14 protein-coding genes are annotated in these 14492 nt (G+C 69.9%); 9 read left to right on the top strand and 5 right to left on the bottom strand.

The genetic code is table 11. From position 1 onward, the window contains the following. Positions 1–60: 60 nt before the first annotated feature. The 5 genes from ABT313_RS09100 to proB all read left to right on the top strand — a co-directional run bounded on the left by ABT313_RS09100 (position 61) and on the right by proB (position 7101). The gene (locus ABT313_RS09100) at positions 61–3543 is read left to right on the top strand and encodes an Rne/Rng family ribonuclease (RefSeq protein WP_350850366.1); all 3483 of its coding nucleotides are present in this window, start codon (positions 61–63) and stop codon (positions 3541–3543) included. Positions 3544–3713: 170 nt separating this feature from the next. Further along, positions 3714–4031: a 50S ribosomal protein L21 gene (rplU, locus tag ABT313_RS09105; protein WP_350852094.1), complete on the top strand. Its 318-nt coding sequence runs from the start codon at positions 3714–3716 to the stop codon at positions 4029–4031. A gap of 12 nt (positions 4032–4043) precedes the next feature. After that, on the top strand, positions 4044–4304 hold the full coding sequence (gene rpmA / locus ABT313_RS09110) for a 50S ribosomal protein L27 (protein ID WP_130381076.1): 261 nt from the start codon (positions 4044–4046) through the stop codon (positions 4302–4304). Between the two features lie 113 nt (positions 4305–4417). Beyond that, positions 4418–5989 carry a GTPase ObgE gene (gene obgE / locus ABT313_RS09115; RefSeq protein ID WP_350850368.1) on the top strand — a complete coding sequence of 524 codons (1572 nt, stop codon included), beginning with the start codon at positions 4418–4420 and terminating at the stop codon, positions 5987–5989. Further along, positions 5989–7101 carry a glutamate 5-kinase gene (proB, locus tag ABT313_RS09120; RefSeq protein ID WP_350850370.1) on the top strand — a complete coding sequence of 371 codons (1113 nt, stop codon included), beginning with the start codon at positions 5989–5991 and terminating at the stop codon, positions 7099–7101. Before obgE ends, proB begins: the two co-directional genes overlap by 1 nt. Here the strand turns inward: proB and ABT313_RS09125 are convergent. After that, complete coding sequence (locus ABT313_RS09125; RefSeq protein WP_350850372.1) at positions 7098–7556, bottom strand: hypothetical protein; 459 nt, start codon at positions 7554–7556, stop codon at positions 7098–7100. The genes proB and ABT313_RS09125 overlap by 4 nt on opposite strands. Before the next feature lie 141 nt (positions 7557–7697). Here ABT313_RS09125 and ABT313_RS09130 point away from each other — a divergent pair, with 141 nt between their 5' ends. Both ABT313_RS09130 and ABT313_RS09135 read left to right on the top strand, forming a co-directional pair. Further along, positions 7698–8219 (top strand): spore germination protein GerW family protein, encoded by a 522-nt coding sequence (locus ABT313_RS09130; protein ID WP_350850373.1) that lies wholly within the window; start codon positions 7698–7700, stop codon positions 8217–8219. A 164-nt stretch (positions 8220–8383) separates the two neighbouring features. Further along, the gene (locus ABT313_RS09135) at positions 8384–9628 is read left to right on the top strand and encodes a glutamate-5-semialdehyde dehydrogenase (protein ID WP_350850375.1); all 1245 of its coding nucleotides are present in this window, start codon (positions 8384–8386) and stop codon (positions 9626–9628) included. A 33-nt stretch (positions 9629–9661) separates the two neighbouring features. Here the strand turns inward: ABT313_RS09135 and ABT313_RS09140 are convergent, their stop codons facing one another. Together ABT313_RS09140 and ABT313_RS09145 are read right to left on the bottom strand one after the other, a co-directional pair. Next, positions 9662–10234, bottom strand: a complete 573-nt coding sequence (locus ABT313_RS09140; RefSeq protein WP_350850377.1) for a 4'-phosphopantetheinyl transferase family protein — start codon at positions 10232–10234, stop codon at positions 9662–9664. 98 nt (positions 10235–10332) lie between these two features. After that, complete coding sequence (locus ABT313_RS09145) at positions 10333–10911, bottom strand: PadR family transcriptional regulator (RefSeq protein ID WP_350850379.1); 579 nt, start codon at positions 10909–10911, stop codon at positions 10333–10335. A gap of 65 nt (positions 10912–10976) precedes the next feature. Here ABT313_RS09145 and ABT313_RS09150 point away from each other — a divergent pair, with 65 nt between their 5' ends. Continuing rightward, entirely contained in the window at positions 10977–11861 is an 885-nt protein-coding gene (locus ABT313_RS09150) for an alpha/beta hydrolase (protein ID WP_350850381.1), read from the top strand. Here the strand turns inward: ABT313_RS09150 and ABT313_RS09155 are convergent. Further along, entirely contained in the window at positions 11848–12711 is an 864-nt protein-coding gene (locus ABT313_RS09155) for a winged helix-turn-helix transcriptional regulator (protein WP_350850383.1), read from the bottom strand. The genes ABT313_RS09150 and ABT313_RS09155 overlap by 14 nt on opposite strands. 82 nt (positions 12712–12793) lie before the next feature. Between ABT313_RS09155 and ABT313_RS09160 the strand changes: the two genes are divergently transcribed. After that, positions 12794–14005 carry an MFS transporter gene (locus ABT313_RS09160; RefSeq protein ID WP_350850385.1) on the top strand — a complete coding sequence of 404 codons (1212 nt, stop codon included), beginning with the start codon at positions 12794–12796 and terminating at the stop codon, positions 14003–14005. Here ABT313_RS09160 and ABT313_RS09165 read toward each other — a convergent pair. Then, positions 13929–14387 (bottom strand): Lrp/AsnC family transcriptional regulator, encoded by a 459-nt coding sequence (locus ABT313_RS09165; RefSeq protein ID WP_350850387.1) that lies wholly within the window; start codon positions 14385–14387, stop codon positions 13929–13931. The two genes, ABT313_RS09160 and ABT313_RS09165, sit on opposite strands and share 77 nt — an antisense overlap. Positions 14388–14492: the final 105 nt, after the last annotated feature.

A 14492-nucleotide genomic window follows, 5' to 3' on the forward strand; every position in this document is an offset into this window, starting at 1 on the left:
CGCCGGACCCGTGACAGGGGTCGCAGGATGCGCCGGAGGGCTTGAGGAGACCCGCACTACATGCTCGACAACGAGCCGACCACCGAGGCAGCCGACACGGCTGCCACCGCCCAGCCAGCCGCCGCCCGCCGAGGCGCGAAGAAGGCGCCGGCTGCGAAGAAGACCACCACGACGCGCAAGCGCACGGTGAAGACCGCCGAGACCGCGGTCCCGACCCAGTCCGACGGCCAGGCCGCCGATCCGGCGCCGGCGCCGGCCAAGAAGGCGGCAGCCAAGAAGGCCGCCGCGAAGAAGACCACGGCCAAGAAGGCCGCGGCGAAGGCTCCGGCCAAGAAGACCGCCCGCGCCGCCAAGAAGACCGCCGAGCAGGACATCTTCCCGCAGTTCGTCCCCGACGACGCGCCGGAGACCGCAGCTGCGGCCCCCGCGAAGAAGACCACCCGCAAGCGCACCGCGAAGAAGGCCGCCGCCCCGGACCTGCAGTCCGCAGCCTCCCCGGTCACCGACGGCCCAGTAGCCGACGCCGAGCTCGGTACGCCGGCCGCAGCCGCCCCGACCGGCTCAACCGGAGCCGCCTCGACCGGCGCCACCGCCGACGCGACGACCACCGACGCGCCGGCCCGCAAGCGCACGTCCCGCCGCCGCACAAACAAGACCGCCGAGTCCGCCGAGACCACCTCCGCGACCACGGACGGCGCCACCGACGGCCACGCCGACACCGGCGCGACGACTGTGAGCGCGACCGACGCCGCCTCCGAGGCTCCGGTTGAGGAGTCGGGTGCCCGGCGTACGCGTCGGCGTGCGGCTGCCCCCGCGGCCGTGCTGTTCCAGGCGCCGACCGGTGGCCCGCAGCAGGCCGCACCCCAGCAGCCCGAGCCGACCGCGGTCGAGGCGACCGACGACGCGACCCCGGAGCCCGGGACCGACGAGCAGCCGACCGGCACCCGCCGTCGCCGCAGCCGCCGTAACCGCGACGCCGAGTCCCGCGAGACCGAGTCCCGCGACGCCGAGGCCACCGACGAGAGCTCGGACGCCCAGCCGCAGGCGAGCGCCATCACCGACACCCCCGCCGAGGACACCGGCAGGTCTACCGGACGGTCCCGCACCCGGACCAGGAAGACCGCCGACACCGCCGGCGCAACCGCCTCAGGCGCGACGGGCGCAACAGCCACCGACACGACCGAGGACGACGAGGACGAGGAGTCCGCGGACGTCACCGACGCGCAGTCCGAGGACGGCGAGGAAGGCGGCGAGGGGACCCGCCGTCGCCGTCGCCGCCGCGGCGGGCGCCGTCGTCGCAAGTCCGGTGAGGGCGCGGACGACAACGCCGACGACCAGTCCGACGACGAGGACGAGCACGACACCCAGGACGCCGACCAGGACGCGGACGCGTCCGACGACGACCACGACGGTGCGGCCGACTCCGACGAGGACGGCGAGGCGGGCAGTTCGTCCCGGCGTCGCCGGCGTCGCCGTCGCCGCAAGGGCGAGGACAGCGCCGCGTCTCCGGACGACCCCGACGAGACCGTCGTACGGGTCCGGGAGCCGCGCAGCAAGAACACCGCGAACGAGATCACCGCGGTCGAGGGCTCGACCCGCCTGGAGGCGAAGAAGCAGCGTCGCCGCGAAGGCCGCGCCGCCGGCCGCCGCCGCGCGCCGATCGTCACCGAGGCCGAGTTCCTGGCCCGGCGCGAGTCGGTCGAGCGGACCATGGTCATCCGGTCCCGCGACGACCTGACCCAGATCGCGGTCTCCGAGGACAACGTCCTGGTCGAGCACTACGTGACGACCGCCGAGCAGACGTCGCTGATCGGCAACGTGTACCTCGGCCGCGTGCAGAACGTGCTGCCGAGCATGGAGGCCGCGTTCATCGATATCGGCAAGGGCCGCAACGCGGTGCTGTACGCCGGTGAGGTGGACTGGGCGACCCTTGGCGGCGCCAACGGTCCGCGCAAGATCGAGCAGGTGCTGAAGTCCGGCCAGTCGGTCCTGGTCCAGGTGACCAAGGACCCGATCGGCCACAAGGGCGCCCGGCTCACCAACCAGATCAGCCTGCCCGGCCGGTACGTCGTGTACGTCCCGCGCGGCGGCAACGGCGGTATCAGCCGCAAGCTGCCCGACACCGAGCGGAACCGGCTGAAGGCGATCCTCAAGGACATCGTCCCCGACGAGGCCGGCGTGATCGTCCGGACCGCCGCGGAAGGTGCGTCGGAGGAGGAGCTGACCGCCGACGTCAGCCGCCTGCAGTCCGCCTGGGAGGACATCGACAAGAAGTCCAAGAACGGCCAGGCCCCGCAGTTGCTGTACGGCGAGCCCGACCTGCTGATCCGGGTCGTCCGGGACCTGTTCACCGAGGACTTCGCGAAGCTGGTCATCTCCGGTGACCGCGCGTACGAGCAGGTCCGCGAGTACGTCGCCGGCGTTGCGCCGCACCTGGCCGACCGGGTCGAGAAGTGGAGCGGGGACGGCGACGTCTTCGCGAACTACCGGATCGACGAGCAGATCAAGAAGGCGCTGGACCGCAAGGTCTGGCTGCCGTCGGGCGGCTCGCTGATCATCGACCGGACCGAGGCGATGACCGTCGTCGACGTCAACACCGGCAAGTTCACCGGCTCCGGGGGCAACCTCGAGGAGACCGTCACCAAGAACAACCTGGAGGCGGCCGAGGAGATCGTCCGGCAGCTGCGGCTGCGCGACATCGGCGGCATCATCGTCATCGACTTCATCGACATGGTGCTCGAGTCGAACCGCGATCTCGTCCTGCGCCGGCTGGTCGAGTGCCTGGGCCGCGACCGGACCAAGCACCAGGTCGCCGAGGTCACCTCGCTCGGCCTGGTCCAGATGACCCGCAAGCGGATCGGCACCGGCCTGCTCGAGGCGTTCAGCGAGAACTGCGACCACTGCGGTGGCCGCGGCCTGATCCTGCACGACGAGCCGAAGGAGTCCCGCCGCCGCGACAGCCGCAACGGCCAGGGCAACGGCGGCAACGGTGGCAACGGTGGCAACGGCGGCAACGGTGGCAACGCCGGCAACGGTCAGGCCAACGGCAACGGTCAGGACCACGGCAAGTCCGCGCAGGCGGACGACGGCGGCCGGAAGAGCTCGCGCCGCCGCCGGGGCAAGGGCCGTGGCGACGACGAGGCCACTGAGACCGGTGAGTCCAGGGCCGCCGAGGCCGCGCAGCACAACGCCGACGCTGCCCAGAAGCTCGCGCAGATCGCCGCCGCCTCCGTGAAGAAGGACGACGAGCACGGTACGCCGGAACCGACCGGCTACCCGATCTCCGCCGACGCCGACGAGCACGTCAGCCCGGAGGCGACCGGCTTCCCGGCCGACACGGCTCAGGCGACGACCGTGATCACCGAGACCCCGGAAACCGTCTCGGAGCCGGACTCTGCGGGCGAGGCGGCCGACCCGGCCGACGCCGCGCAGAACGGCGCCACCAAGAGCACCCGGCGGCGGCGCAGCAGCCGCAGCCGGAGCAAGACCACTACCGAGGGTGAGAGCGTGGACCCGTCCGAACTCGTCACCACCGGTAGCTGACGCGATGTGACGTGGGTCCCTCAGCAGGCGGGGAAGCCAGTTTGACCCGTCTGTGAGGGGACCCGTAAACTTGAGCGTCGGCGCGCGTTCCGCGTGCCATGTTTGTGTGGGCCGCCAGGTCTGTGCAGGCCCCCGTAAGTTTTCCGAACCAGCAGAGAGTGAGATCCACGGTGTACGCGATCGTGCGCAGTGGCGGCACCCAGCAGAAGGTCGCCGTCGGCGATGTCATCGAGATCGACAGCCTGACGGACAAGGTGGGCGACACCGTGTCCCTGCCGGCGGTCCTCGTCGTCGATGGCGACACCGTGACGACCGACTCTGCGGCGCTGGCCAAGGTGGCCGTTTCGGCTGAGGTTCTCGGCCGCTCCAAGGGCCCGAAGATCACCATCCTGAAGTACAAGAACAAGACCGGTTACCGCAAGCGCCAGGGGCACCGTCAGCACTACACCCAGGTCAAGGTCACCGCGATCGACGCGAAGAAGAAGTGAGCTGATCAAGAGATGGCACACAAAAAGGGAGCAGCGTCGACCCGTAACGGTCGCGACTCCAACGCGCAGCGGCTCGGCGTGAAGCGGTACGGCGGTCAGCTGGTCAACGCCGGCGAGATCATCGTCCGTCAGCGCGGCACGCACTTCCACCCGGGCAACCTGGTCGGCCGTGGCGGCGACGACACGCTGTTCGCGCTGGCCGAGGGCCACGTGGAGTTCGGCACGCGGCGCGGTCGCCGCGTCGTCAACATCGTCCCGGCCCCGGCGGAGTAACACCGCCACCCGGACGTTTCAGTAAGCTCTGCAAAGGGCGGGTCGCGGAATACCGCGGACCCGCCCTTTTGCTGTGTATGTGGTTGGACCCGACAGGAAAGTAGAGAACACCGATGGCAATCCCCAGTTTCGTCGACCGGGTGACGGTGAATGTCGCCGCGGGCCGCGGCGGAAACGGCTGCGCCTCGGTGCACCGGGAGAAGTTCAAGCCCCTCGGCGGTCCCGACGGCGGCAACGGCGGTGACGGTGGCAGCGTGATCCTGCGCGTCGATCCCGACGTGACCACGCTCGTCGACTACCACCGCTCCAGCCACCGCACCGCCACGAACGGTGCCCAGGGCAAGGGTGACCACCAGGCCGGGAGCAACGGCGGCGACGTCGTACTGCCGGTCCCCGACGGCACGGTCATCAGCACGGCGGACGGCGTCGTACTCGCGGACCTCGTCGGGCCGGGCGCGGAATTCGTTGCTGCTCAAGGCGGCAAGGGCGGTCTGGGCAATGCGGCCCTGGCCAGCAGCTCGCGCAAGGCGCCCGGATTCGCCTTGCTGGGCGAGGACGGCGAGGAGCGCACGCTCGTTCTCGAGCTGAAGGTTGTCGCCGACGTCGGCCTGGTCGGCTTCCCGAGTGCGGGCAAGTCGTCGCTGGTAGCCGCGATCAGCCGGGCCCGGCCGAAGATCGCCGATTACCCGTTCACCACCCTGATCCCGAACCTCGGCGTCGTCATCGCCGGTGACGTCACGTTCACGGTTGCCGACGTACCGGGCCTGATCGAGGGTGCGAGCGAGGGCCGGGGGCTCGGGCACGACTTCCTGCGGCACGTGGAGCGGTGCGCGGCGCTCGTGCACGTCATCGACTGCGCGACGTACGAGCCGGGCCGTGACCCGCTCAGCGACCTCGACACGATCGAGGCCGAGCTGCAGGCGCACGGCGGGCTGGAGGACCGGCCGCGACTCGTTGCCCTGAACAAGATCGACGTACCCGACGCCCGCGAGATCGCCGACATGGTGCAGGCCGAGCTCGAGCAGCGCGGGCTGCGGGTGTTCCCGATCTCGACCGCCTCGCACGAAGGTCTCGAGGCGTTGAAGTTCGCGATGGCCGACATCGTCGTACGGCGTCGTGCGGAAGCGGAGAAGCCCGACACCACGCGGATCGTGATCCGGCCGCAGGTGCAGGGCGGGCCCGAGTTCAAGGTGAAGAAGCTGCCGGACGACGGCGGCTGGCTGGTGCAGGGCGACAAGCCCGAGCGCTGGGTCCGGCAGACCGACTTCGCGAACGCGGAGGCGACCGGGTACCTGGCCGACCGGCTGAACCGGCTCGGCGTCGAGGACGAGCTGCTGAAGCTCGGCGCGCTCGCCGGCGACGCGGTGATGATCGGCGACGGACCGAACGCGATCGTGTTCGACTTCGCGCCGGACGTCCTGGCCGGCGCGGAGATCCTGGCCCGGCGCGGTGAGGACCACCGCCTCGAGGAGGATCGTCCGGCGGCGCAGCGGCGGCGGGCGAAGGACACCGAGTACCACGCCAACAAGGGTGTCCGGACCGATTACACGCAGGAATGGGCCGAGGACGAGGTCGACCTGTCCCCGGCCGAGGCGAAACGAGCAGCGGTGAAGGCGGAGAAGCTGGCGCGCAAGGAAGCGCGGGAGCTCGAAGCGGCGGAAGAAAGCACAGATCAGGACTTCTGATGGACGCTCGCGCGGAGGTCCTTGCGGCCACGCGAATCGTCGTGAAGGTCGGCTCCTCATCGCTGACCCAGCGCGGCAGGATCGACCTCGAACGGCTCCGGCTGCTCGTCGACGCCATCTCGGCGCGACGGGTGGAGGGGGCCGAGGTCGTGCTCGTCTCCTCCGGCGCGATCGCCGCCGGCTTGGCCCCGATGGGCCTACGATCGCGACCGCGTGACCTGGCCACGCAGCAGGCCGCGGCATCGGTGGGGCAGGGCCTGTTGATGGCCCGCTACAGCGACGCGTTCGCGGCGCACGGGTTGCGGGTCGGGCAGGTGCTGCTGACCGTCGACGACGTGACGCGGCGCAGCCACTACCGCAACGCGTACCGTACGTTCGCGCGGCTGCTCGAGCTGGGCGTCGTACCGATCGTGAACGAGAACGACACCGTCGCCACCACCGAGATCCGCTTCGGCGACAACGACCGGCTCGCCGCCTTGACCAGTCACCTCGTGCACGCGGATCTGTTGCTGTTGCTCTCCGACGTGGATGGTCTGTACGACGGGGATCCGCGCAAACCCGGTACGTCGATGGTCACCGAGATCCGCGGGGCGACCGACCTCGAGCCGCTCGCGATCGGTAAGACCGGGTCGTCCGGTGTCGGCACCGGCGGCATGCAGACGAAGGTCGAGGCGGCCGCAATCGCCACAGAGGCAGGGATTCCGGTCATCCTGACATCGGCCGCGCGTGTCGGCGACGCCTTACGCGGCGACCGGGTCGGCACCCTCTTCCACCCCACCGGCCGTCGCCGTAAGACCCGCCTGCTGTGGCTGGCCCACGCAACCTCGGGCCAGGGCGTGCTGCGTTTGGACGAAGGAGCCGTCCGCGCTGTCACCCAACGCCGCGCGTCCCTCCTCCCGGCCGGGATCTCCGCAGTAGAAGGCACTTTCTCCGCCGGCGACCCCGTCGACCTGATCTCGCCGTCGGGCGTGGTCATCGCCCGCGGCCTGGTCAACTACGACGCCACCGAACTACCCAACCTCCTCGGTCGCTCCACCCGCGACCTCGCCCGCGAACTGGGCGCGGCGTACGAACGCGAAGTCGTCCACCGCGACGACCTGGTGTTGCTCTAAGGAGTGCCGGCCGCGTGACGTACCCGGGCGCCGTCTGCCACCAGGACGACGACCTGGACGATCATGGCCGCGATCGATCCGAAGAACCCGACCGCCAGCGCGATCCGCACCAGCACCGCCCAGTCGAACGACGCGGTCCCGAAGTCGAACGGGAACACCTGCCAGACCCGGATGATCGCCACGAGTCCGATGCCGGTGATGACCAGGTCGCCGAGCGACTTCAACCACGGCGGATCGGACCATAGATAGACCAGGTTCCCGGCGAGTCCCGCGATCAGGGTGGCGGTGACCCAGCCGAGCACCTGCGTGGTACTGGCCGTGAGAAATGGGACCTGCTGCCAGCCCGGCCACGAGTGGATGGCGTAGAGCATCGCCGCGTTGACCACGATCGCGGCCGCGTATCCGGTGCGCCTCGTGGCCGATGAGGGACGGCGCCGTGTTGTCTGCTTCAGCATGATCGCACCTCCTCGTCACGAGCCTCGCCCACGTCGGCGCGGTTGTCGTGGCCCGAAGGTCCTGTTCTGCCGGGACTCCGGGCCCTTCCGTCCGTACCGCGCGCTCGTCAGGCTGGTGCGCGACGAAGCGAGGTGGAACGGATGGCAAAGCCTGACGAGACACGGCAAGACGTGCTGGACGTACTGCGGGGAGTGGTCGACGGCGTCAAATCCGGAACGGTCTTCGGCGAACCCGTGACTCACAACGGCCTCACTGTGCTTCCGGTCGCGCGCCTCACGGGCGGTGGGGGCGGCGGCCGTGGCGACAGCCTGAACGGGCGCCAGGGCGAGGGTTCGGGCGGAGGGATCGGACTGTCGGCCCGGCCGGTCGGCGTCTACGTGATCGGCAACGACGAAGTCACCTGGTCACCGGCGGTCGACGTTACGAAGGTGGCCCTCGGCGGCCAGTTGGTAGGGATCGTCGCACTGCTCACCCTTCGCACCCTGTTCAAGATGGTCCGCGACCGTCAGCGCCGCCAGCAGCTGGAGACCCGTCCTGCGGAGGACTCTGTCCACGACCAGGTGGACGGTGCTCGGCCGAACGGCCGGGTGCACGTCGACCACGCGCCGGGTGCCAGTCGAAGACTTCGCGGGGTACGTCGGAGCCGTCGTCTGCAAGCGTGAAGCGTCTCTAGGAGCGGTTGGTCGCGGCACGTGCCGGTGAAGCCGAACCCGGCTGGCCCCTCCTGCGCCAAGCCGGCCGCTGCCTGGTGAGGCCGCTGGGGCTGCGTGGTGAGGCCGCTGAGACGGTGGAGAAACGCCGCGGTGGGGCGCACTACGATGAGCGGGTGAGCGAGATCATCGAGTTGGCGCGGCGGGCGCGTGAGGCGTCGTATGCCTTGGCCGACGCCTCCCGGGCGACGAAGGATGCGGCGCTGCACGCGATGGCGGCGGCGCTGCGCGAGAACACGGACGCGATCGTCGCGGCGAACGCTGTCGACGTCGCTGCGGCGCGGGAGGCGGGTACGCCGGAGTCCACGGTCGACCGGCTGGCGCTCAACCCGGCGCGCGTCGACGGGATGGCGGCCGGGCTGGAACAGCTTGCCGGGCTGACCGATCCGGTCGGCGAGGTCGTCCGCGGGTACACGCTGCCGAACGGCCTCGAGCTCCGCCAGGTCCGGGTGCCGTTCGGTGTGGTCGGCATCATCTACGAGGCGCGGCCGAACGTGACCGCCGACGCCGCGGGTATCTGCCTGAAGTCCGGCAACGCCGTACTGCTGCGCGGCTCGTCGTCCGCGGCATCGTCCAACACCGCGATCATCGCCGTACTGCGGGATGCCGCGGCGGCCTCCGGGTTGCCGGCGGACGTGATCCAGGGCGTAGCGACGGATCGGGCTGCCGTGAAGGAGCTCATGCAGGCGCGCGGGCTGGTCGACGTACTGATCCCTCGCGGTGGTGCCGGGCTGATCCAGACCGTGGTCGGCGAATCGTCGGTGCCGGTGATCGAGACAGGCGTGGGGAACTGCCACGTGTACATCGACGCGGATGCCGATCTGGAGCTCGGCCTCAAGATCCTGATGAACTCGAAGACCCAACGACCGAGCGTCTGCAACGCAGCCGAGTCGCTGCTGGTGCACTCCGCGGTTGCTGACGAGTTCCTCGCGCGCGCTTTGCCGGCGCTGGCTGAGGCCGGCGTGACGGTCCATGGTGATCCGGCGGTAGTTGCTGCTGGCAAGGATGTCGTCGCGGCGACCGAGGAGGACTTCGGGACGGAGTACAACTCGCTCGATCTGTCGGCCGCGGTGGTGGACTCGCTCGAGGCCGCGGTGCAGCACATCCGTCGCTACAGCTCGGGCCACACCGAGGCGATCATCACCCGCTCGCAGTCCGCGGCCCGCCGCTTCACCCAGGCGGTCGACTCCGCGGCGGTCGTCGTCAATGCCAGCACCCGCTTCACCGACGGCGGCGAGTTCGGCTTCGGCGCCGAAATCGGCATCTCCACCCAAAAACTCCACGCCCGCGGCCCCATGGGCCTCCCCGAGATGACCTCCACAAAGTACGTCGTCACCGGTGAAGGCCAGATCCGCACCTGACGCACGACGCCCACACCGCGCGGGCGAGGGCTGTCAGCTGAGCAGCGCCGTCGCGCTCTCGACCCGCACGACCGGCGGCTCGGCACTCACCACTGCCAGAGCCGCCCGGTGGTCCGCGCCGACTTCCAGCTCCTGCACCTGAATCCCCGCGGCAAGCGGCGCCCTCAACTCTCCGCGCAGACCTTCGCCGGTCGCCTTCAACGCAGCTTCCTTCCGCGTCCAGTACGTCGTGAAGGCCCGCGCCTTCGCGATCCCGTCGTACCGCTCCAGCTCGCGTACTTCCGCCGCGCTCAGCGCGACCCGGGCCACCCCGTCGACATCCATCCCCGGATCAACCTTCTCCACATCAAGCCCGACGGGCTGATCCGAGAACGCCACCCCGACGAGCTCTCCCGAGTGCGTCACCGACAACTCCACCCCGTCGGCCCGCACCTTCCCATGCGGCTTCCCGCACTCGAAGCACGTCCGATCCAACGAAACCTTTGCCGGCGGCAACGAAAACCGCACGCCGAGCACCCGCCGCGTGATTGTCACCCCGAGCAGAAACCGCGCCTTGTCCTCATCCCGCACGTACGCCGCCAACCGCTCCCGCTCTACCCCGTCCAAATCCCCGGCAAATTCCTCCCGGGCCTCCCCGACCCGCCCCCACCAAACCTCAACCGCGGCGCCGACCTGACCCGCGCTCGGGTTCGTGCTTGCGGGTGTCACACCGGGCCCGGGGACCACGTGAGCTTGCCGGTGCTGAGGTCGTGCAGGACGCCGTCGATCCAGTTGGCCTCGGCGATCGCGACGGCGACCTGGTACTCCGTCTCCAGAAGCGCGAAGCGGGGGATCGGCTGACCGTCCACCTCCGACCGGAGCTCCAGGTGTAGCTCGGCGATGCGTTTCGTCAGCGTCTCGCGGCGCTGGCTCAGCAGCTCGCCGGCCGTCTCCGGTTTCAGCAGCATCACGAACGACAAGCCCGCCGGGAACTCGGGGAACTCGTTCCGTGGTGTCGTCAGGATGTCCGCCAGCCATTCGCGGCAAATCTTCCGGCCCTCGTCGGTGAGGTGATAGACCGTCCGCTCCGGATAACGCTCGTCCTGCTCGGTCGCGCCGGCCGTGAGCAGGCCGGCCTCCTCGAGCCGCACGATCATCCGGTACAGGCTGGTCCGCTGGCCGACGTTGACGACCTGGTCCTTGCCCCACTGCTTGATCAACCGCTGGATCCCGTACGGATGCATCGGCCCGTTCTCCAGCAGGCCGAGGATCGCGAGTGCGAGCGGTGAGCGTCGAAAAGTCACCTCCCCAGCATAGGGGGCAAAGAAACTAGTTGCAATGTAACTAGGTCGCATGTAACTATCGATCCATGAAGACCGCAGAACTCACCCAAGGCACCGTGACCTCCCGCGACGGCACCCAGATCGGCTACTACAGGACCGGCCAAGGCCCCGCCGTCGTCGTGCTGCACGGCAGCATGGAGTCTGCCCGCAGCCACACGCTCCTCGCGGAGGCGCTGGCGTCCGACTTCACCGTCTACCTCCCGGACCGACGCGGTCGCGGCCTCTCGGGACCGCAGCGCCCCGACCACACGGTCCGCACCGAGGTCGAGGACCTCGAGGCAGTCCTGACCGCGGCCGGCGCAGACCGCGCGTTCGGCGTCAGCGCCGGGGGAGCGGTCGTCCTCGAAGCAGCCCGCACCCTGCCCTTCAAGCAGATCGCACTCTACGAGCCCGCGATCGTCGCTGACGGCGCCCCGCACCGCGAGTGGCTCGTCCGCTTCGACCAGGAGATCGCCCGCGGCGACCTCGCCGGCGGCATGGTCACCAGCATGTTCGGTTTCGAGATGGCCCCGCCGTTCCTGAAGGTCATCCCCCGCGGCCTGCTCCGCAAGATGACCGACAAGATGATGGCCAAGGAGGAGCGCCGGGCCCCTGCCGGCACCATCACCATGCGGCAGCTCGCCCCCACGATCCACGCCGAGGGCACGATCGTCGCCGAGCTCGGCGGCACCTTCGACAACTTCCGCACGGTCAACGCCGACGTGCTGCTCCTGGGCGGCACGAAAGGTCTGCCCGGCCTCAAGCCCGGCCGCGCGACGCTGGAGAAGGTCCTCCCGCACTGCCGACGCATCGAGTTCGACGGCTACGACCACGGCTCGTCGAGCGACCCCGGCGGCGTCAACCCGACCGGCAAGCCGGAGGCCGTACGGCGGATCGTCGAAGAGGTGAAGGCGTTCTTCAAGCAGTCGTGAGCGCCCACTCGACGGCATCCGCGATATCGACCACCGGATACCGCACGGCCCGCACGACCCGATCGCTGCCGATCACCAGAACGACCCGCTTCAACCGCTCGTACCCGCCCGCCCGGAACGTCGGCAACCGCAACGCCGCCACCAGTTCCAGATCGAGGTCCGACAGCAGCAGGTGTGGAATCTCCTCCGCCCGCGCGAACGCCTGCTGCTCGTCAGTTCGCTGCGTACTCACCCCTCGTACGGCGATCCCGCGAGCCGCGAAGTCGTCGTACCGACCCGCAAACAGCCGGTTCTCCAACGTGCATCCACTGGCCCCGGCGATCTCGTTCCACCCGTCCGGCAACGGCGTCGGACGGCCGGTCGCCGGGTACCCGAACAGCACGGTCGCCCGCGCATCCGCGTCCACCACGTCAATCGTCGTACCGGCGATCGACGGCAGAGCGACGTACGGCACCCGCTGACCCACCAACTCGTGCAAGCGATGCGCCGGTGGCTCGTCCTCCGAATTGGTCCCGCTCAGCGACCCGTCCCCGAGCAGCCATCGATCGCCCCAGTCCTGCAGCGCGACGAGCACCGGCAGCAACGCGCGTCCGCGCTCGGTGAGCCGGTAGGCGTACCGAGTCGGCCGCTCCTGGTACGCCGACCGCGAGACGATCCCGCTCTCGAGCAGACCGTTGAGCCGCTCGGTCAGCACCTTCCGCGAGATGTGCAGCGATTCGGCGAGCTGGTCGAACCGCTCCAGCCCACGCGCCAGATCCCGGACGACCAGCAGCTCCCAGCCGTCGCCGATGACGCCGAGGGACTGCGCGATCGCACAGTCCGGCTCGGGCGAGAAGGTGCTCCGCCGCACGACGTACTCCTTCGATTCCGGTTGCCACCACGCTAGCCCGCCGAGTAAGTTCCTGTTAGGAACTTACAACAGGAGGGCAAGCATGTACTGGCGCCGGATCGCGGACCTGCCCACCTGGCTCAAGGCCGTCATGGTCGGCCAACTCGTCAGCTCAGCCGGCGCCCTCGCCTGGATCTACCTGACCCTCTACCTGGTCGAGGACCGCGGCATGTCGGCGCAACAGGCCGGGTTCGCGGCAGCGGCGTACGGCGTCGGCCTGCTCGGCGGGAACCTCGGCGGCGGCTGGTTCGGCGACCGCTTCGGCCTCCGTACGGCGGCAGTCGCCAGCCAACTCGCCTGGGTCGTCACCTGCTGCGCGATGCCGCTCGTCGGCACCTCCTGGATCGGCGTCGTCGCTGCGCTCGCCGGTCTCTGCGGCGGCGCGAGCCGTCCGAACCTCAGCGCGCTGGTCGCCACCGCGCTCCCGGCAGAACGCCGCCGCGAAGGAATCGCCCTGTCCCGGACCGCGAGCAACGCCGGCTTCACCATCGGTCCACCGCTCGGCGGACTGCTGGCGGCGTACAACTTCTCGCTGGTCTTCCTCGTCGACGCCGTGACCAGCCTCGTCATGGCTGCGGTCATCTGGCGCTTCGTCCCCGCGGTCCGCCGTACCGCGTCCGTCCGCGTGCGCGGTCTGTGGAAGGCGCTCGTGCGCGACCGTTCGGTGCTCGTGCTGCTGGCAACCATCGTGGTCGTCGACACGGTCTACCGGCAGATCTTCGCCACGATGCCGCTGCTGCTCCGGGATGCGGGTGCGCCGGCTGTCGCGTACGGCGTACTCATCGGCGTCAGCTCCGTCGTGATCGTGCTCCTCGAGGCACCGCTCGCCGTACGGCTCCGCGGCCACCGAGCGACCCGAGTGGTCGCCGTCGGGTTCGCGCTTGTCGGCGGGGGACTCGCGATCCTCGGCGTATGGCCGGCGCTCGCCGGAGCGACGCTGGCAATCGTCGTGATCACGGCGGGGGAGATGCTCTACAAGCCGACCGCCACCGCCCATGTCGCGGACGCGGCGCCCGAGGGGATGGTCGGGCGGTACTCCAGCCTGTACGCCGCTGCGTCGATCAGCGGCATGTTCCTGGCGCCCGCGCTCGGCGGGTCTGCGTACCAGCACGTACCGGGGGCGCTCTTCCCGGTCGCGGCAGCGCTGGCCGTCGTAGCGGCCGTCGTCCAGTCGCAGGTCAGGTCGGTTGATCGGGAAGCGGAGCCGGCCGGCCCTCCCAGCGGGTCGAGAGGACGACGGTCGTCCGTGTCCTGACCACGCCGTTGACGCGGCGCAGCGAGCCGACGACCGCCTCGAGCTGGGTCACGTCCGCGACCCGGACCTTGACCACGAGCTCCTGGTCGCCGGCCACGAACCAGCAGTCCTCGACCGCGAGGATGTCCCGGACCTGGTCGACGATGTCGTCGGTCTCGACGTCGTCGCGCTGGAACAGGCCGATCAGCGCGCTGGTCCCGAGGCCGACCTGGTCCGGCGCGACCACCGCGCGGTACCCAAGCAGCACGCCACGCTCCTCGAGTCGCCGTACCCGCTCCTGGACGCTCGGGCCGGACAGGCCGACCTCACGGCCGAGCTCGGCCCAGCTGGAGCGGCCGTTCAGCCGCAGCGCCTCGATCAGCTGCCGGTCGATCGCGTCCATGACGCCTCCTGTTCACCACAGATTCTAAGGCCTGGAATGTTTCAGACCTTTAATTCGTTTGTGACAACGTAGAACAAACCGTACAATTTGAGGTACTGGGGTCAG

Source organism: Kribbella sp. NPDC000426, assembly GCF_040300265.1.
GTDB lineage: Bacteria > Actinomycetota > Actinomycetes > Propionibacteriales > Kribbellaceae > Kribbella.